Origin of the sequence: Nocardioides sp. Soil796 (assembly GCF_001429525.1) — a bacterium.
Classification (GTDB): domain Bacteria; phylum Actinomycetota; class Actinomycetes; order Propionibacteriales; family Nocardioidaceae; genus Nocardioides.
In genome coordinates, this window is sequence record NZ_LMSQ01000017.1 from 387,943 (window position 1) to 406,475 (window position 18,533).

An 18,533-nucleotide genomic window follows, 5' to 3' on the forward strand; every position below is an offset into this window, starting at 1 on the left:
TTGCCTCCTGGCGGCCGGGACCCGTGCGTCGTACGTCGGGGAGCGGGTCAGCCCTTCTTGACCACGCTGGACTTCAATTGCATCGGCCCGAAGCCGTCGACCTTGCAGTCGATGTCGTGGTCGCCGACCCCTTGCACGAGGCGGATGTTCTTGACCTTGGTCCCGACCTTGATCGAGGTGGAGGAGCCCTTGACCTTGAGGTCACGGATGACGGTGACGGTGTCGCCGTCGGCCAGGGGTGTGCCGTTGGCGTCCTTGATCACTGCGGCCTCGGCCTCGGCGGCTGCCTCCTCGGGCGACCACTCGTGGGCGCACTCAGGGCACACCATGAGGCTGCCGAGCTCGTAGGTGTACTCCGAGGCGCACTTCGGGCAGGGAGGAAGGGAGCCGCTCATCTCGCCCTCAGTCGCGGTGTGACTTGCCGGGCAGGTCGAGCATGCGCTGTAGCGCGATGTCGGCCAGTCGTGCCGTCTCGGCCTCGACCTCGATGACGTTGACCTCGTTGCCGGCGACCAGCGACTCGAGCGCCCACACCAGGTGGGGGAGATCGATGCGGTTCATCGTCGAGCAGAAGCACACGGTCTTCTCGAGGAACGCGATCTTCTTGTCGGGGTGGGCGTCGGCCAGGCGCTTGACCAGGTTCAGCTCGGTGCCGATCGCCCAGCTCGAACCGGCAGGCGCCGCCTCGATGGTCTTGATGATGAACTCGGTGGACCCGACGAGGTCAGCCTTGGTGACCACTTCGTACTTGCACTCGGGGTGCACCAGGATCTTGACGTCCGGGTCCTTGGCGCGCAGCTCGTCGACGACCTCGGGGCTGAACCGGCCGTGGACCGAGCAGTGGCCCTTCCAGAGGATCATCTTCGCGTTCTGGAGCTCTTCGGCGGTCAGGCCGCCGTTGGGCTTGAAGGGGTTCCACACGACGCACTGCTCGAGCGGGATGCCGAGCTTGAGGACGGCGGTGTTGCGGCCGAGGTGCTGGTCGGGGAAGAACAGCACCTTCGCGTCGGGCTTCTGCTCGAAGGCCCAGTCGAGTGCCACATCGGCGTTGCTCGACGTACAGACGGCGCCGCCGAACTTGCCGCAGAACGCCTTGATGTCGGCGCTGGAGTTCATGTAGGTGATCGGCACGACCTGGTCCTGGACACCGGCGTCGGCCAGCGCGTCCCAGGCATCCTCGACCTGGCCGAGGCGCGCCATGTCGGCCATGGAGCAGCCGGCGGCGAGGTCGGGCAGGATCACCTTCTGGTTCGGCGCGGTGAGGATGTCGGCGGACTCGGCCATGAAGTGCACGCCGCAGAAGACGATGTGCTCGGCCTCCGGCCGCGCGGCCGCGTCGCGGGCCAGCTTGAACGAGTCGCCGGTGACGTCGGCGAACTCGATGACCTCGTCGCGCTGGTAGTGGTGGCCCAGGATGAAGACCTTGTTCCCGAGCGCTTCCTTGGCGGCACGGGCGCGTGCGACCAGATCGGGGTCGGAGGCCGCCGGCAGGTCGCCCGGGCATTCGACGCCCCGCTCGGAGGAGAGGTCCTTGCCCATGCCCAGCGGCAGGAGGGGCAACTCGACTGTGCTCATGCGGCAATCCTATGCCCCGGCCCTGAGCCCGGACGCACCGATCTCAGCCTCACAGCAGGGAGCCGTGGTGCAGGTACGGCGAGGGTGGCTTCATGCCCCGCACCATCAGATAGCCGCGGTGATGGATCGACAGGCGCGCGGCGAGCCCGACGTCGAGTGCCCAGTGGTTCGCCGAGGTGATGTGCCCGATCTCGAGCTTGGCGCCGGGCGGTGACGAGGCGAGCGCCTCCCACATCAGGTCCGAGGCGGTACGGCGATTGGTCGCGGCGAGCAGGACCGGCGCACCGTTCGGGTCGACGTAGGCGTAGCCCGAGCCGGTGGTTCGCTCGGTCACGACGAGGCGGAAGTCGTCGGTGAGGTACTCGTGGTCGGGGCCGTGCGCGGCACCGCGGGTCTGCCGGTCGATGGAGTCGAGCAGGTCCCGGTCGCCGATCGAGCCCTCGCGCACCCGCTCGATCACCGGCAGGACCGAACGGTCGACCTCGCCGTGCAACAACATCTGGGAGTGCATCTCGAACCCGGCCACGCGGTAGCGCCTCAGCGCCTTCGGGTCGTCGGAGGCCGCGAGCATGCCGCGCAGGCAACCGTCGCCGTGCTGCAGCGCCGCGGCCAGGAGTTGCGCTCCGATGCCCCGTCCCTGCAACCCCGGCCGGACGACGTACGACGACAGGATCCACATCAGCTCGCGGGTGAACGAGGTGGCGAACCCGACGACGTCGTCTCCGTGGGTGGCCACCCAACAGCCGGCCGGGTCGGTCTCGAGCAGGTGCCGGGTGCGTTGCACCCAGCGCGACCCGCGGTCCGGGGCACGCAGTTGCGGGTCCGGCCAGCCGCGCGGGTAGGTCTCGAGGTCGAGCGCGTGGAAGCCCTCGGCCGACAGGCGCTCGACGACGGGGACGTCGTCGTACCGGAGCGGCCTGATCAGGACGTCCTGCGAACTGGCTGGCATGGGGACCACTCTGCAGGACATCGGGCCGGACGTCCTGCGTCGGGGTTGCCGGGGCAGCCGGGGTGCAGGACGTTGCGGGGGACCGGCAGGATGAGGTGCATGCGCGTGCTCATCGCCCCCGACAAGTTCGCCGGCACCCTCTCCGCCGTGGAGGCAGCCCAGGCGATCGCCGACGGCTGGCGTCGCCACGCACCCGACGACGAGCTCGACCTGTGCCCGATGGCCGACGGCGGCCCGGGCTTCGTCGACGTACTGCAGGCGTCGCTGAGTGGCGAGCTGCTCGCCGCGACCGTACGCGGCCCCTTCGGGGAGCCCACCCCGGCCACGCTCCTCGAGGTCGGCGGCACGGTGTACGTCGAGAGTGCCCACGCGTGCGGCCTCCACCTCATCGGTGACGGCGACGTCGAGAAGGCCAGCACGTACGGCGTCGGGGAGCTGCTGGCACGCGCCGTGGACGCGGGAGCCACCACGATCGTGGTCGGACTCGGCGGGAGCGGCACGAACGACGGCGGCGCCGGCCTGCTCGCCGCACTGGGTGCGTCGGCCGACGAGCCCCTCGACCAGGGCGTGCACGGCCTGGTCGGACTGACCCGGCTGGACCTGACCGGTGCGAAGGACCGCCTCGTCGGGGTCACCCTGGTCGCCGCTTCCGACGTCGACAGCCCGTTGACGGGTCTGTTCGGCGCGACCAAGACGTTCGGCCCCCAGAAGGGCCTCGCCGAGGACCGGCTGCCGGCGGTGGACGGGATCCTCGAGGAGTTCGCCGCCGTCGCCGACCGGCGCCTGGCCCTGGAGAAGGGCGCCGGCGCTGCCGGAGGGCTGGGCTACGCGCTGATGCTCCTCGGGGCGTCCCGCACGGCCGGGATCGGGCTCGTCGGGGACGCCGTCGACCTGGCCGCCCGCGCGGCCGCCGCCGACCTGGTGATCACCGGCGAGGGCGCCTTCGACTTCTCCAGCCGCTCGGGCAAGGTGCCGTACGGCGTCGCCGAGGTGGCCGCCCACGCCCTGAGGCCCTGCATCGCCCTCGCGGGACAGGTGCTGGTCGGCTCCCGCGAGATGCGCGCTCTGGGCGTGGAGTCGGCGTACTCGATGGTGGACCTGGTGGGGGAGGACAGGTCGTTCGCGGACCCCGCCGGGTCGCTGGCCACGCTGGCCGAACGCACCGCCCGCACCTGGTCGCGGTGACGCCCTGCCGCCCGACGACAGGGGTCAGGTCGAGCTGTTCGGGCGAACGGACACCAGCCGGACGCTCTCCCGTCCGCCCCGGACGGTCTCCTCGTGCACCACACCCACCCCGCGTGCGTAGTACTTGCGCTCCACCAGCTTCGGCTCCAGGGGCGTGGTGTCGCGGGTGACCACCAGTGCGCCGTACGTCGCCGGGACTTGGGGGTGTCGGCCGTCCACACGGAGCACCTGGCCGCGGTCCTCGGCCTCACCGGCGTAGAACTCCTGGGCGTACTCGTCGCCGGGTTGCGGGTCCGCCGGCATCACGATGCCCGCTTGCGCCCCGTCGACCCCCGTCTCCCACGACCCCTCCTTGCTGGAGGTGCCGTCCTCGTACGCGGTGGTGTCCTCGCCGAAGTACCAGACGTTGCCGTCGACGTCCTGTGCGTACCAGTCCCACGTGTCCTCGAGGACCTCGCCGTCCAGGGTGCTCTCGACGTCGTGGACCACCACACAGCGCACCCCCTGCACGACTCGGGAGCGGTCCGTCACCGTCGTGACGATTCGTGTCTCCTCGTCGGGACTGCTGCTCCGGAACGTCCACACCGTGCCGGGTTCCAGCGGCAGGAAGGGATTGTCGACGCCCGTCACGAACGCCGTCGGGTCGACTCGGGTCAGTGGCGTGGCGGGGAGTCCCCGTCGCTCGCCGGGTGTGGCCGAGGACGTGCCCGGGGCGGGTGTGGTGGTGTTGTCGTCCGAGCTCACCGGGTCGGAATGCGTGCCGCAGGCAGCGGCGACCAGGAGTACGGCGCTGCCGGCGAGGATTGCCGGAATCTTCATGTCCCCATCCTGCGCCCTCGTTGCTGAAGCCAGGCTGAACGCGCGCCTTTCTGCTGCGGATCGTGTGACTTCCTTCACGGTCGGCCGGAGTTCTGGGGAATAACCGCGGATGTGCGACCATTGCATGAGTAACACGCCACGAACTTTTGGGAGCTGAGATGACCGAGCAGGTCGAAACCGCCACCGAGCACCGCACCGACCAGATCAACCTGAGCCCGGTCGCCGCGTCCAAGGTCGAGTCCCTCCTCGCCCAGGAGGGTCGCGACGACCTCGCGCTGCGCATCTCCGTGCAGCCCGGCGGTTGCTCCGGACTGCGCTACCAGCTCTTCTTCGACGAGCGCACCCTCGACGGTGACGTCGTGACCGACTTCGACGGTGTCTCCGTCGTCGTCGACCGGATGAGCGTCCCCTACCTCAACGGTGCCGTGATCGACTTCGTCGACACCATCGAGAAGCAGGGCTTCACGATCGACAACCCCAACGCCACCGGCTCCTGCGCCTGCGGCGACTCGTTCCACTGAGCGAGCGCCCGCTCGTCGGCTGACAGGTCGGCGACAGGCACCACTGAACACATACGACGAAGCCCCTGCCGGAACCGGCAGGGGCTTCGTTGTGCCCAAGGGGCTTGACGAGCGCGCAAGAGGGAGGGACGCGCTCGCCGGAACGGACGCACAAGAGGGAGGGAGTGCGCCCGTTGGCTCGGTCAGCTCAGGTGCAGGTGCAGTGAACCTGCCAGGGCGGCGGCCTTGTCGGAGACCTGCCACGTGGTGGGCTTGTGCTCGGCGACGTGGCGGCCGGGCACCTGCGAGGTGCGGGTCACCGGGAGGCGCAACTGGTCGCCGACGAGCTGGCAGTCGGCGTACATCTCGTGAGGGGTCGACGGGTCAGCGTACGGGAGTCGAAGGCTCGCGAACTGGCTCATGCAAACGACGATATTCGTTACCACGGGGTACACCCAGCTGTACCGACAGGTAGTGTTCGGCAGCATGTCGCTGCTCATCGCCGGATCCATCGCCACCGACCACCTGATGTCGTTCCCGGGGAGGTTCTCGGACTCCCTGGTTGTCGACCAGCTCGACAAGCTGAGCGTCTCGTTCCTCGTCGAGGACCTCGAGGTTCGCCGGGGAGGCTGCGCGGCAAACATCTGCTTCGGACTCGGCAACCTCGGCCTCAGCCCGGTGCTCGTGGGCGCGGTCGGTGAGGACTTCGCCGACTACCGCGCCTGGCTCGAGCGGCACCAGGTCGACTGCGACTCGGTGCACGTCTCCGAGACCCGCCACACCGCACGTTTCGTCTGCACCAACGACTCCTCGCACGCCCAGATCGCGTCCTTCTACGCCGGAGCGATGAGCGAGTCCCGCGAGATCGAGCTCAAGCCGATCGTCGACCGGGTCGGCGACCCCGACTACGTGCTGGTCGGTCCCGACGACCCGGAGGGCATGCTCCGCCACACCGACGAGTGCCGCACCCGCGGCTACCGGTTCGTGGCTGACCCGTCCCAGCAACTCGCCTTCGGTGAGGGCCCGCTGATCCGCCAGCTGATCGACGGCGCGCACATCCTCTTCTCCAACGAGTACGAAGCCACCCTGATCACGCAGAAGACCGGTTGGTCGCGTGACGAGGTGCTCGAGCGGGTCGGCACCTGGGTGGTCACCCTCGGCGCCGAGGGCGTGCGCATCGACCAGCAGGGCGCCGAGTCGATCGTGGTCGCGGCCGTTCCCGAGATCGAGAAGGTGGAGCCCACCGGCGTCGGCGACGCGTTCCGCGCGGGCTTCCTGGCTGCCCTGACCTGGGGGCTGAGCACCGAGCGGGCCGCGCAGCTGGGCTGCCTGCTGGCTGTCTATGTGGTCGAGCAGGTCGGCACGCAGGAGTACACCCTCTCCCGCGCTGACTTCCTCAAGCGCTGCGAGGACACCTACGGCGCCGAGGCGGTCAAGGACATCGACCCGCACCTGCAGACCCTGCACGCGTAGCGAAGACGCGTCAGCGGATTCGGTGAGGGAGGCACCTGCCTCAACTCACCCGTCGCACCACGTAGACCGGCGTGCCGTCGTCGGCGACCGACTCGCCGACGTACTCCTGCTGGCGCATGCGGCACCAGGCCGGTACGTCGACCCGGGCAGCGACGTCCGTGGCGATGACGGCCACGAGCTCGCCGACCTCGACCTCGGTGTGGTGTCGGGCGAGCTCGATGATCGGGGCCGGGCAGCGCATGCCGCGGCAGTCGAGCTCGAGGGCCCAGTCGTCCACCGACGAGGTCACAGGCCGGCCTCCGCCCTGATCGCGGCGACCACCTCGGGCAGCACGTCGAGGAAGGCGTCGACCTGCGTGCGGTCGACGTCCCGGGTCAGTGACACCCGGACGTTGCCGTGGGTGAGCACGCCCATCGCCGCCAGCACGTGACTGGGCTCGAGCGTCGAGGCGGTGCAGGCGGACCCGGAGGCCACACCGAAGCCACGTCGGTCCAGCTCGGCGACCAGGGCCTCGCCGTCGACGTACAGGCACGAGAACGTGACCAGGTGGGGGAGCCGGTGATCGGCGGAACCGACCACCTCGACGTCCGGCACGGTGGCTGCGACCCGGGTGCGGATCTCGTCGACCAGCGCGTGCTGGCGGGCGGCCAGGTCGTCGCGCTCGGCGGTCATCGCCTGCAGCGCGGCCGCGGCGGCCAGGGCGCCGGGCACGTTCTCGAAGCCGGTCGTGCGCTCGTCGATGCGGTCGTCGCCGGGGAACGGCTGGCGCCAGCGAGCGCCCTTGCGCACCACGAGGGCCCCGACCCCGGCCGGGCCTCCCCACTTGTGTGCCGAGACCGCCGCGGCCGCCCAGCCGTCGGGCAGCGCGACCCGGCCCGCGGCGGCACAGGCGTCCATGAACAGCGGGGTCTCGCCGGCCGCCTCGGCGACCTGCTCGACGGGCTGGATCGTGCCCACCTCGTGGTTGGCGGCCTGGACGGCGACCAGCCCGAGCGGGCCGTCGGGGAGCTCGGTGGAGGACCGTCCTTCGCGGTCGACGGGGAGCTCGACGACCTCGCCCCCGCGGGCCGCGTGCCACTGGGCTGCGTGCACCACACTCGAGTGCTCGACGGCGCTGTGGGCGAGCACGGGGGACACCCGCGCCCGACCGGCGAGGAGGCCCAGCACTCCGAGGTGTACGGCGTGCGTGCCGCTCGGGGTGAACGTCACCTCGTCGGGTCGTACGCCGAGGCAGGTGGCGACCACCTCGCGGGCGTTGTCGAGCATGAGGCGCGCGTTGCGGGCCGGGCCGTGGAGGCGCCGCGGATCGGCGTACCCGTGTTCCAGGGCAGCCATCAGGGTGTCCCGGGCGGCGGGGTGCAGTGGCTCCGAGGACGCGGCATCGAGGTACGCGGAGCCGGTCACGGCTGGCTCGGGGCAGAGGCATATCTCACACCGGGAACTTACCTGCCGACCTGTCGCGCTAACGCCGTCAGGGTTCCGATAGTGTGCCAACTAACCGTTACGACTTAGAGAGAGGCTCGTTCGTGGGTCTGCAACTCCCCAAGCGCGCCCGGCAGTTGGCGCTGGGCGCGATGCTGGGCATCAGCTTCCTCATGTTGGGCGCATGTTCTGCCGAGAGCAAGGCACAGGCAAGCCGTTGGGCCATGCCTGCCGACTCGCCTGCCACTGAGCAGGGCCAGTACATCGCCGATCTGTGGAAGTGGTCCTGGGTGGCCGCGCTCGTCACCGGCATCATTGTCTGGGGCCTGATCTTCTACGTGGCCTGGCGCTACCGTCGCCGCAGCGACGACGAGATCCCGGTCCAGACGCGCTACAACCTGCCGCTCGAGATCTTCTACACGATCGCGCCGATCATGATGGTGATCGTGTTCTTCTTCCACACCGTCGACGTGCAGAACAAGGTGCTCGACGAGGTCGACAACCCTGACCAGGTCATCCAGGTCGTCGGACAGCAGTGGTCGTGGACCTTCAACCACACCGACGACCCCACCGACGTCGACGGTTCGGTCCACTACGTGGCCGGCACCGCGCGCGACATCCCGACGCTGGTGCTGCCGGTCGACCAGACCATCGAGTTCAAGCTGTCGTCGCCCGACGTCATCCACGGCTTCTGGGTCCCCGCGTTCCTGATGAAGATGGACGTGTTCCCGGGGCAGGAGGGCGAGGAGCGCAACTCCTTCCAGGTCCACACGACCAAGGAGGGCACGTTCATGGGCAAGTGCACCGAGCTGTGCGGTGTCTCGCACTCGCGCATGCTCTTCAACGTCAAGGTCGTCAGCCAGGCCGATTACGAGCAGTACCTCACCACGATCCCCCAGGCTGACCACCCGCTCCTCGGCGGCTCGGATGCCGTCACCCAGGTCGGCCTCGACGAGGCCCAAGAGCACGAGTCCAACGGAGGCGACGAGTGACCGCCACGGCAGCACATCCCACCGAAGAGCTGGCGGGCGGCCGCAAGCCGCTGGGCCAGCAGGTGGTCCGCATCCTCACCACCACCGATCACAAGCTGATCGGCAAGATGTACCTCATCACGTCGTTCGCGTGGTTCATGGTCGGCGGCCTGATGGCCATGCTGATCCGTTCCGAGCTGGCCTACCCGGGCAACCAGGTGGTCACCGACGAGGTCTACAACCAGCTGTTCACCATGCACGGCACGATCATGCTGCTGCTCTTCGCGACGCCGCTGTTCTTCGGCTTCGCCAACGTGATCATGCCGCTGCAGATCGGCTCGCCCGACGTCGCGTTCCCGCGCCTCAACATGTTCAGCTACTGGCTGTTCCTCTGGGGCGGCCTCATCGCGGCGTCCGGCTTCCTCACCCCGCAGGGTGCGGCTGACTTCGGCTGGTTCGCCTATGCGCCGCTCTCCAACGAAGTGCGCTCGCCCGGCATCGGCGGCGACCTGTGGATCATGGGCCTCTGGATGGCCGGTATCGGCACGATCCTCGGTGCGGTCAACTTCATCACCACGATCATCTGCATGCGCGCGCCCGGCATGACCATGTTCCGCATGCCGATCTTCGTGTGGAACGTCCTGATCACCAGCCTGCTGGTGCTCCTTGCCTTCCCGATCCTCGGTGGCGCGCTGCTCTCCCTCGAGGCGGACCGACTGCTCGGGGCCCACGTCTTCGACGCCGAACATGGCGGCGCGCTGCTGTGGCAACACCTGTTCTGGTTCTTCGGGCACCCCGAGGTCTACATCATCGCCCTGCCGTTCTTCGGCATCGTGACCGAGATCCTTCCGGTGTTCAGCCGCAAGCCGATCTTCGGGTACGTCGGCCTGGTCGGCGCCACGCTCGGCATCGCTATCCTCTCGGTCGCCGTGTGGGCCCACCACATGTTCGTGACCGGAGAGGTGAACCTGCCCTTCTTCTCGGGCATGACCTTCCTGATCGCGGTGCCCACAGGAGTGAAGTTCTTCAACTGGATAGGCACGATGTGGGGCGGCTCCCTGTCGTTCGACACCCCGATGCTGTGGACGATCGGCTTCCTCACCACCTTCCTTTTCGGTGGCCTGACCGGTGTCATCCTGGCCAGCCCGCCGCTCGACTTCCACGTCTCCGACTCCTACTTCGTGGTGGCGCACTTCCACTACGTGGTGTTCGGCACGGTGGTGTTCGCGATGTTCGCCGGCTTCTACTTCTGGTGGCCGAAGATGACCGGGCGCATGCTCAACGAGCGCCTCGGCAAGCTCCACTTCTGGCTGCTGTTCGTCGGCTTCCACACCACCTTCCTGGTCCAGCACTGGCTGGGTGTCGAGGGCATGCCTCGCCGGTACGCCGACTACCAGCCCGACGACGGCTTCACGGTCCTGAACCAGGTGTCCACCATCGGTGCGTTCCTGCTCGGTGCCTCGACGCTGCCGTTCCTCTACAACGTCTGGATCAGCCGCAAGTCGCGCCTGGTCGAGGTCGACGACCCGTGGGGCTGGGGTCGTTCGCTGGAGTGGGCCACGAGCTGCCCGCCCCCGCGACACAACTTCGTCTCGATCCCGCGGATCCGTTCGGAGTCGCCGGCCTTCGACCTGCACCACCCGGAGATCGCCGCCCTCGAGCTCGAGGAGAACGACTTCGACGGAATCTCTGACACCCCTGAGGTGCAGGGGCGCAAGGAAATGCTCAATGACCGCACCGATGGAACCCCGGAGGAGAACGCCTGATGAAGGCTGAGACCTGGATCTTCGTCATCACGACGATCTTCTTTGCCCTGGTCGCACCGGCGTACTGGTTCATCGCCGGTGACTGGACGGGCACCACGGCGCTCGTCATGTCCGCACTGCTGGTCGCGATGGTGTCGCTCTACCTCGGTTTCCACGCCTCGCGCATGGAGCCGCGGCCCGAGGACCGCAAGGACGCCGAGATCGCTGACGGCGCCGGTGAGCTGGGCTTCTTCCCGCCCTACTCATGGTGGCCGCTGTGGTGCAGCCTCACGATGGCCCTGTGCACCTTCGCGATCGCGCTTGCCGCGTGGTGGCTGCTGATCATCGGCGGCGTCTTCGGAACCCTGGCCCTGTGCGGCTGGATCTTCGAGTACTACCGCGGGGAACACGCCCACTGATCCCTGCCATGCAGCCCCGCCGTAGGTGACCACGTTCACGTCTCGGCGGGGCTTCGTGTTGCACTGGTCGGGGTAGCCTGTTCTCGGACCGACTGAGCTTTCCACGGGGGAGACCGACATGACTGCACTGCCCACGCGCCGTCGCGGCACGCGCGCCGCCGTCGCGCTCGCCGGCATCGCCCTGCTCACTGCGGGACTCTCCGCGTGCAGCAACGCGACCGGTGACTCCTCCTCCGACGACTCGGACAACTCCTCCGACTCGCAGGGCAGACCGGGCTCGGTTGACGGCGTCGACGACGTCGTCCTGAGCAGCAATGTCGGCCCCCGCAAGGCCGTCCCGGTGAACCACGTGGTCCGCGTCAAGGCCAGCAACGGCACCATCACCAAGGTGCTGGTCAAGGCTGCCGGAGCCGAGCCGATCAAGGGCACCCTGGCCAGCGACGGCAGCACCTGGCACGCCACGCAGCTGCTCGAACCCGGCACGACGTACGTCGTGAGGACCACCACGGAGAACGCCGATGGCGACGTCGACAACTCGTCGCGTCGGTTCACCACGGTCGACCTGACCCTCGACCAGCAGACCTACGCCGCCGTCGCTCCCCTCGAGGGTGAGACGGTCGGGGTCGGCATGCCGATCATCGTGAACTTCGACCTGCCGGTCACCGACAAGAAGGCCTTCGAGAAGCACATGACGGTCACCACGACGCCGGCCCAGAAGGGCACGTGGCACTGGATGAGCGACACCCTGGTGCACTACCGCCCCGCGGCGTACTGGAAGGCCGGCAGCGACGTCACCGTCGACCTCGACATCAACGCGCTCCCCGCCGGACAGGGCATCTACGGCCAGGACTCCCGCACCGTCTCGTTCCACGTCGGTGACGCGGTGATCAGCAAGGTCAACGCCCAGACCCACCAGATGAAGACGTTCGTGAACGGCAAGCTGGTCCGGACCACGCCGATCACCACCGGCAAGGCCGGCTTCACCACCCGCAGCGGGGTGAAGGTGATCATGGAGAAGTACCGCACCAAGCGGATGAACTCCGAGACCGTGGGCATCCCGGCCGGCAGCTCCGACGCCTACGACATCGACGACGTCGAGTACGCCATGCGGGTCACCTCGAGCGGTGAGTTCCTGCATGCCGCGCCGTGGTCGGTCGGCTCCCAGGGCTACGCGAACGTGTCGCACGGCTGCACCGGCATGTCCACCGAGAACGCCGCCTGGATCTACAACATCTCCAAGCGGGGCGACGTGGTCGAGTACACCGGCACCGACCGTCCGATGACCCTCGACAACGGGTACGGCGACTGGAACGAGTCGTTCGCGACCTACAAGCAGGGCTCCGCACTCTGACCTGTCGCCAGTTCGTGACGACCTGTCGCCAGTTCCGGTTGACCTGTCGTGAGTTCACGCCGACCCGTCGCCAGTTTTCGCCCCCATGCAGCTTTTTGCCGCAGTTGTCCACAGGTTGCTCGCTGACCGGAGCGGATGACTCCTGGATTGCCGATCCTTGCGGGCATGAACATGTTGGCAACTTACGTCGGTCCTGGTCGGCTCGTGCTTCCCGGCCGCCCGTTCACCCGTCGGGAAGCCCTGGGGTGGGGGCTCCGCGATGCTGATCTGGCCGCCGGCGTTGCATCCGGGACCCTGCAGCATCCGATGCGGGGCGTCTACTACGGCGCGCACCTGGAAGAGGACCTGGCATTGCGCATCGCATGCCTCACGTGTGTAGTCCCGGAGGATGCGGTCGTCACCGACCGTACGGCGGCATGGCTCCTCGGCGCACCTCGCGTCCTGGCACCCGGCGATCACCTGGTCGTGCCGAAGGTCTCGGTGTTTCGGCGACCAGGCTATCGACTCCGCAATGGCCTGACCCGCAGTGGGGAGCGTTCCTTTGGTCCGGACGACGTCATGTCGATCGATGGAATAGAGGTGACCACACCGTTGCGTACTGCCCTCGACGTCGGGCGCCTGCTCCACAGGGACCAGGCGTTGGGCGTCATGGACGCTTTGCAGCGGCAACACGGCTTCACCAACGACGAGTTGATTCTGGGGGCTGATCGGTTCAAGCGGGCACGCGGCGTCGTACAACTTCGGGACCTGGCTCCGCATGTCGACGGTCGCAGCGGCTCACCGGCGGAGAGTGCCACCCGCTCCAAGTGGCTCCGGATACCCTCCGTGCCGAAACCGGACCTTCAGATCAAGGTCGCCTCGCCCTTCGGGTCCTACTTCCTGGACCTGGGTGTCCCGCACTTGAAGTACGCCGTCGAGTACGACGGCGAGGACTTTCACGGCGAGGAGGACGAGCCGCATGACCGGCAGCGACGGGCATGGATCCGACGGCGGCATGGCTGGATCATCGACGTCGTGCGCAAGGAGAATCTCTTCGGAGTCCATGGAGATGTCGAGGGCATCATCATCTCTGGCATCGAAGCCGCACGGCGCCGTCTGCGGTGATCGGACCTGAACACGCGACAGGTCGACCTGAACTGGCGACGGGTCGACCTGAACTGGCGACGGGTCAGTTGAGCAGCTCACGGACCCGAGGAATGACCTCGGTGCCGTAGCGACCGATCGAGTCCATCAGCTGCTCGTGCGGCATGGTGCCGTTGCTGTACTTCAGGTCGAAGCGGCTCAGGCCCAGCGTCTCGACGGTGGTGGCGATCTTGCGGGCCACCGTCTCGGAAGAGCCGACGAAGAGCGCGCCGTGGTCGGCCTCGGCCTCGAACTGCTCCCGGGTGGCCGGAGCCCAGCCCCGCTCACGTCCGATGCGGTCGCGGTTGGCCTTGAAGTGCGGAAACAGCTGCTCACGCGCCTCGGCATCGGTGGCCGCGACAAAACCGGGGGAGTGCACCCCGATCGGCAGCTCGGGGCTGTCGAACTCGGCGAGCGCACGACGGTAGAGGTCGGCGAACGGTGCGAAGCGGGCAGGATCTCCGCCGATGATGGCCAGCATCATCGGGATGCCGTGCCGAGCTGCGCGTACGACGGACTCGGGTGAGCCTCCGACGCCGATCCAGGTGCTCAACGTGCCGCGCTCGGTCTTGGGGAAGACGTGGGTGGGCTCCAGCGGGGGACGGGTGGTGCCCTTCCACGAGACGGCGTCCTCCCGCCGCAGGGCGGCGAAGAGATCGAGCTTCTCCTCGAACAGCACCTCGTAGTCGGCCAGGTCGAGGCCGAAGAGCGGGAAGGACTCGGTGAAGGAACCCCGCCCCAGGGTCACCTCGGCCCGGCCGTTCGAGAGTGCATCGAGAGTGGCGAAGCGCTCGTAGACCCGAATGGGGTCGTCGGAGGAGAGCACGGTGACGGCCGTACCGAGGATGATCCGCTCGGTGCGCGAGGCGGCAGCAGCCAGGACCACGTCGGGGGCCGAGACGGCGAAGTCGTCGCGGTGGTGCTCGCCGACGCCGAACGCGTCAACGCCGACCTGGTCGGCCAGCACGATCTCGTCGACGACGTTGCGCAGCACTTCGGCATGACTCAACTTCGTGCCGTCGGGGTCGACGGTCACGTCGCCGAAGGTGTCGAGTCCGAGCTTGACGTTCATGGGATCTCCTCCACAGCAAGTGTTGAAGATTCAACCAAAGGTGGGGCGCGGACATTCCCGGACGCGCCCAACGGCCGGACTGGCGACAGGTCGACCGGAACTGGCGACAGGTCGATCAATGACGAACCCCGCACTACCTCCGAGGAGGTGGTGCGGGGTTCGTGTGGTGCTGATCTGACCAGTGGATCAGTGATCGCCGCGCAGGGCCTCACCGTCGACCGGGTGACGGCCGTCGAACTGGTGGCCGTCCGCCGAGTGGTCGAGACCGGCCTCGATCTCGTGGGCGTGCTCGTCGTCGGCGTGGTGGTGCGCCTCCTCGAGCTCCTGGGCGGTCGGCTTCTGCATGTTGTCGGCGAACAGGGCCGTGGACAACTTGCCGCGGACGCCGTCGAGCTTGCCGTCCTTGGAGGCCACGCCGTTGGCGTCGACACCCGAGCCCGGGACGAACACCTGGTCACGGTCGCGCGCGGTGAGCGTGTAGGCGCTGTCCGCGCTGATCGGCAGGTGACGCTCGGTGTAGCCGCCCTCCGCGGACCGCATGATGATGCCGGTCTCGTAGCCGTGCAGCAGCTTCTCGTTGTCGTGACGCTGCAGCGAGATGCACCACCGCTTGGTGAAGATGAACACGATCACCGGGATGACGAACACTGCACCACGCATGAAGTAGGTGATGTGGTTCAGGTTCAGGTGGAACAGCACGGCGAGCACGTCGTTGCCGCCGGCGGCCCAGAGCAGCCCGTAGAGGGTGATCATCGCGGACAGGAAGGCAGTGCGCCCGGGGGCGTTGCGCGGACGCTGGAGCAGGTGGTGCTCCCGCTTGTCGCCGGTCACCCAGGCCTCCAGGAACGGCCAGGCCAGCACCGTCACGAGGAGGGCCACGGGCAGGATCTGGCCGGGCAGGAAGATGTTCCACGACAGGGTGTGGCCCCAGAGGTGGGTCTCCCAGCCGGGCATGATGCGCAGCAGGCCCTCGGCGATACCCATGTACCAGTCGGGTTGCGAGCCTGCGGTCACCTTCGACGGGTCGTAGGGCCCGTACTTCCACACCGGGTTGATCGTCAGCAGGCCGCCCATCAGGGCGCACATGCCGAACACGATGAAGAAGAAGCCACCGGCCTTGGCCATGTAGACCGGGAGCATCGGGAAGCCGACGACGTTCTCCTCGGTGCGTCCGGGGCCAGGCCACTGGGTGTGCTTGTGGTAGACGAGCAGCAGCATGTGGGCTGCGATCAGGGCCAGGATCAGGCCCGGGATCAGCAGGATGTGCGCCATGTAGAGGCGCGGGATGATGTCGTCGCCGGGGAACTCGCCACCGAACATGAAGAACGACATGTAGGTGCCGACCACCGGGGTGGCCTTGACCAGTCCGTCGGCGATTCTCATGCCGGTGCCGGAGAGCAGGTCGTCGGGGAGCGAGTATCCCGCGAATCCTTCGACGATGCCCAGCAGGATCAGCACACCGCCGATGATCCAGTTGACCTCACGCGGCTTGCGGAACGCGCCGGTCAGGAAGACGCGCATCATGTGCACGAGCATCGCGGCGATGAAGAGCATGGCCGCCCAGTGGTGCATCTGGCGCACCATCAGGCCACCGCGGACGTCGAACGAGATGTCCAGCGTCGAGGCGAAGGCCTCGGACATGTGCATGCCGTTGAGCTCGGCGTACGAGCCGAAGTACTGGACCTCGACCATCGACGGCTTGAACCAGAAGGTCAGGAAGACGCCGGTGATGAGGAGTACGACGAAGCTCCACAGCGCGATCTCGCCGAGCATGAAGGACCAGTGGTCCGGGAAGACCTTGCGCAGGTTCTTCTTGGCGGCAGTGGCCAGGCCGAGCCGCTCGTCGGCCCAGCCGACGACCTTGGCACCGCGGCCGGGCTTCTTGGCCGAGGCCGCGCTCTTGCCGTTGGTGGAGGCCACGGAGCCGCCCACGTTCGCGGATGTGCTCATTTGGAGTCACGCTCCCAGTAGCTAGGTCCGACTGGTTCCCTGAAGTCGCTCTGTGCCACGAGGTAGCCATTCTCCACCCTCAGCGGGAGCTGGGGGAGGGGGCGGGCAGCCGGACCGAACACGACGCGCCCGCCATCGGCGAGGTCGAAGGTCGACTGGTGGCACGGGCAGAGCAGGTGGTGGCTCTGCTGCTCGTTCAGGGAGATCGGGCAACCGACGTGTGTGCAGATCTTGGAGTAGGCCACGATGCCGTCGACCTGCCAGTTCTGCGGGCTGCGCTCGGAGAACGTGAGGTCCTTGGGCTCCATGCGGAGCAGGATCACGGCAGCCTTGGACTTGGCGACCTGGAGGTCGACACCCTCGAGGTACTCGACGCCGCGGGCCTCACCCTCGGCGACGTCCTCCTCGTGGTGCAGGGTGACCAGACCCTCGGGCTGGGCGTTCATCAGGTCGCCGACCTCGAGCTGGCTCGGCTTGACCGGGGTGCCGGTCACGTCGCGCACGATGCGGGTGCCCTTGGCCCAGACGGTGCTCTCGAGCTTCTTGCCGGGCAGGGTGCCGAGGTCCCGCAGGCCCACGATCAGCGGCAGGCCGAGCATGCCCATGGCACCGAGCATGGTGTTGCGGATCAGCGGACGACGGGCGATGCCCGACTCCTCGAGACCGGCGGAAAGCTGCGCCAGCGTCTCCTCGCGGTCCTCGGGGGAGGACGCCGCGGGGTGGCGCATCTCGAAGATCTCGACGTCGCCCATGAGCTTGCGGGCCCAGTGGATGACGCCGATGCCGATGAACATCAGGGCCAGGCCCAGCGTCGCACCGAGGGCGACGTTGGAGGCGCCGAGGCCGATGAACGTGTCGGTCTCGTCCTTGATGTCGAGGGTGAAGTAGGCGACGCAGAACAGCACGGCGCAGATCATCGACAGGACGAAGAAGGCGGCGACCTGTCGCTCGGCACGGCGCTCGGCCTTGACGTCGACGTCGGTCGGGCGCGGCTTGTGGGCCGGGAGGCCCGGGTTCGCGATCGGCTCCTCGACGGAGGCCGGAAGGTGGTTCGACTCGGTGTCGTGGTGGTCGCTCACGCGGGCGTCTCCTCGGTGTGCTCGGTCTTCTCGGAGCGCGCGGAGTGCGCCGCGATCCAGTAGGCGAAGCCGATCAGGCCGCCGATGCCCAGGAGCCAGGCGAACATGCCCTCGCTCACGGGGCCGATGCCGCCGAGGCTGAAGCCGCCGTACCCGGGGTTCTCCTCGATGGAGTTGAGGTAGGCGATGATCGCGGCCTTGTCCTCGGGGGCGATGTTGCCGTTGGAGAAGACGTCCATCTGCTGCGGGCCGGTCAGCATGGCCTCGTAGAGGTGCTTGTCCGAGGTCTTGCGCAGGCTGGGGGCCTTCTTGCCCTCGGGCATGGCTCCGCCCGAGCCCTCGAAGTTGTGACAGGCCGAGCAGTTGGCCAGGAACAGCTGGCCGCCCTTGACGATGGCCTCGCGCTGCTCGTCCTTGCTCAGGTGGTCGATCGAGTAGTCGTCCTCGGTGGGGATCGACGGGCCGGGGCCGAGCGAGGCGACGTACGCCGAGAGGGCCTTGACCTCGTCGTCGGTGTAGACCTTGTCCTTGACCGCGGCCTGCTGGCCGGGCTGGACCATCGGCATACGGCCGGTGCCGACCTGGAAGTCGACGGCGGCAGCGCCGACACCGACCAGCGACGGGCCGAGCTGGCCGGTCTGGCTGGTGATGCCTTCACCGTTCTGGCCGTGGCAGAAGGCGCAGCCCACGAGGAACAGCTCGCGGCCCTGCGCGATCTCGGCATCATCGGTGCCGTTCTGCTTGTCGGCAGACGCCGGCGCGAACGCGGCGTAGAGGGCACCGGTGAAGAACAGCCCGAGAAGCATCACGAGCAGCCCGGCGAGGGGACGCCTGCGGTGCCGCGAGAGCCGGCCGGCCACACGGTTGAGTGGGCGATTGAGAAGACGCACGTTCAGTCCCT

General features: G+C 68.0%; 19 protein-coding genes. 8 read left to right on the plus strand and 11 right to left on the minus strand.

From position 1 onward, the window contains the following. Positions 1–47 precede the first annotated feature (47 nt). The 3 genes from ASH02_RS08880 to ASH02_RS08890 are packed head-to-tail and all read right to left on the minus strand — an operon-like array spanning position 48 to position 2,524. The gene (locus ASH02_RS08880) at positions 48–395 is read right to left on the minus strand and encodes a zinc ribbon domain-containing protein YjdM (protein WP_056676530.1); all 348 of its coding nucleotides are present in this window, start codon (positions 393–395) and stop codon (positions 48–50) included. Positions 396–402: 7 nt separating this feature from the next. Beyond that, positions 403–1,575, minus strand: coding sequence for a quinolinate synthase NadA (gene nadA / locus ASH02_RS08885; protein ID WP_056676532.1), 1,173 nt, complete (start codon positions 1,573–1,575; stop codon positions 403–405). 49 nt (positions 1,576–1,624) lie between these two features. Next, a complete protein-coding gene (locus ASH02_RS08890) occupies positions 1,625–2,524 on the minus strand; it encodes a GNAT family N-acetyltransferase (RefSeq protein ID WP_057294611.1) in 900 nt (299 codons plus the stop codon). A 99-nt stretch (positions 2,525–2,623) separates the two neighbouring features. Here ASH02_RS08890 and ASH02_RS08895 point away from each other — a divergent pair, with 99 nt between their 5' ends. Next, on the plus strand, positions 2,624–3,709 hold the full coding sequence (locus ASH02_RS08895; RefSeq protein WP_057294612.1) for a glycerate kinase family protein: 1,086 nt from the start codon (positions 2,624–2,626) through the stop codon (positions 3,707–3,709). Between the two features lie 24 nt (positions 3,710–3,733). Here the strand turns inward: ASH02_RS08895 and ASH02_RS08900 are convergent, their stop codons facing one another. Next, on the minus strand, positions 3,734–4,528 hold the full coding sequence (locus tag ASH02_RS08900; RefSeq protein ID WP_057294613.1) for a hypothetical protein: 795 nt from the start codon (positions 4,526–4,528) through the stop codon (positions 3,734–3,736). Positions 4,529–4,686: 158 nt separating this feature from the next. On the opposite strand from ASH02_RS08900, the gene ASH02_RS08905 reads away from it, so the two are divergent. Beyond that, a complete protein-coding gene (locus ASH02_RS08905; RefSeq protein WP_056676544.1) occupies positions 4,687–5,049 on the plus strand; it encodes a HesB/IscA family protein in 363 nt (120 codons plus the stop codon). Positions 5,050–5,231: 182 nt separating this feature from the next. Here ASH02_RS08905 and ASH02_RS08910 read toward each other — a convergent pair whose 3' ends face one another. Further along, positions 5,232–5,450, minus strand: a complete 219-nt coding sequence (locus tag ASH02_RS08910; RefSeq protein WP_057294614.1) for a hypothetical protein — start codon at positions 5,448–5,450, stop codon at positions 5,232–5,234. 64 nt (positions 5,451–5,514) lie between these two features. On the opposite strand from ASH02_RS08910, the gene ASH02_RS08915 reads away from it, so the two are divergent. Continuing rightward, positions 5,515–6,501 carry a carbohydrate kinase family protein gene (locus ASH02_RS08915; protein WP_056679159.1) on the plus strand — a complete coding sequence of 329 codons (987 nt, stop codon included), beginning with the start codon at positions 5,515–5,517 and terminating at the stop codon, positions 6,499–6,501. A 40-nt stretch (positions 6,502–6,541) separates the two neighbouring features. Here the strand turns inward: ASH02_RS08915 and ASH02_RS08920 are convergent, their stop codons facing one another. Both ASH02_RS08920 and ASH02_RS08925 read right to left on the minus strand, forming a co-directional pair. Further along, positions 6,542–6,790, minus strand: a complete 249-nt coding sequence (locus tag ASH02_RS08920; protein ID WP_082563512.1) for a sulfurtransferase TusA family protein — start codon at positions 6,788–6,790, stop codon at positions 6,542–6,544. Then, positions 6,787–7,905 carry a cysteine desulfurase family protein gene (locus tag ASH02_RS08925; RefSeq protein WP_057294615.1) on the minus strand — a complete coding sequence of 373 codons (1,119 nt, stop codon included), beginning with the start codon at positions 7,903–7,905 and terminating at the stop codon, positions 6,787–6,789. Before ASH02_RS08925 ends, ASH02_RS08920 begins: the two co-directional genes overlap by 4 nt. 122 nt (positions 7,906–8,027) lie before the next feature. Here ASH02_RS08925 and ctaC point away from each other — a divergent pair, with 122 nt between their 5' ends. The 5 genes from ctaC (at position 8,028) to ASH02_RS08950 (ending at position 13,513) form a co-directional block, all read left to right on the plus strand. Further along, positions 8,028–8,915: an aa3-type cytochrome oxidase subunit II gene (gene ctaC / locus ASH02_RS08930; protein WP_235532482.1), complete on the plus strand. Its 888-nt coding sequence runs from the start codon at positions 8,028–8,030 to the stop codon at positions 8,913–8,915. Continuing rightward, a complete protein-coding gene (gene ctaD, locus ASH02_RS08935; RefSeq protein ID WP_056676552.1) occupies positions 8,912–10,660 on the plus strand; it encodes an aa3-type cytochrome oxidase subunit I in 1,749 nt (582 codons plus the stop codon). Before ctaC ends, ctaD begins: the two co-directional genes overlap by 4 nt. After that, positions 10,660–11,058 (plus strand): cytochrome c oxidase subunit 4, encoded by a 399-nt coding sequence (locus tag ASH02_RS08940; protein WP_056676555.1) that lies wholly within the window; start codon positions 10,660–10,662, stop codon positions 11,056–11,058. The genes ctaD and ASH02_RS08940 overlap by 1 nt, the downstream gene beginning before the upstream one ends. Positions 11,059–11,176: 118 nt before the next feature. Next, entirely contained in the window at positions 11,177–12,409 is a 1,233-nt protein-coding gene (locus tag ASH02_RS08945) for a L,D-transpeptidase (RefSeq protein WP_056890785.1), read from the plus strand. Between the two features lie 165 nt (positions 12,410–12,574). Then, complete coding sequence (locus ASH02_RS08950; RefSeq protein ID WP_057294616.1) at positions 12,575–13,513, plus strand: hypothetical protein; 939 nt, start codon at positions 12,575–12,577, stop codon at positions 13,511–13,513. Between the two features lie 64 nt (positions 13,514–13,577). On the opposite strand, the gene ASH02_RS08955 is transcribed toward ASH02_RS08950, so the two are convergent. The 4 genes from ASH02_RS08955 to qcrC form a co-directional block, all read right to left on the minus strand. Next, on the minus strand, positions 13,578–14,603 hold the full coding sequence (locus tag ASH02_RS08955; protein WP_057294617.1) for an LLM class flavin-dependent oxidoreductase: 1,026 nt from the start codon (positions 14,601–14,603) through the stop codon (positions 13,578–13,580). Positions 14,604–14,789: 186 nt separating this feature from the next. Continuing rightward, positions 14,790–16,553, minus strand: a complete 1,764-nt coding sequence (gene qcrB, locus ASH02_RS08960) for a cytochrome bc1 complex cytochrome b subunit (RefSeq protein WP_057294618.1) — start codon at positions 16,551–16,553, stop codon at positions 14,790–14,792. Next, positions 16,550–17,632: a cytochrome bc1 complex Rieske iron-sulfur subunit gene (gene qcrA, locus ASH02_RS08965; RefSeq protein WP_056676570.1), complete on the minus strand. Its 1,083-nt coding sequence runs from the start codon at positions 17,630–17,632 to the stop codon at positions 16,550–16,552. The genes qcrB and qcrA overlap by 4 nt, the downstream gene beginning before the upstream one ends. Continuing rightward, positions 17,629–18,522 (minus strand): cytochrome bc1 complex diheme cytochrome c subunit, encoded by an 894-nt coding sequence (gene qcrC / locus ASH02_RS08970; RefSeq protein ID WP_442938384.1) that lies wholly within the window; start codon positions 18,520–18,522, stop codon positions 17,629–17,631. The genes qcrA and qcrC overlap by 4 nt, the downstream gene beginning before the upstream one ends. Positions 18,523–18,533: the final 11 nt, after the last annotated feature.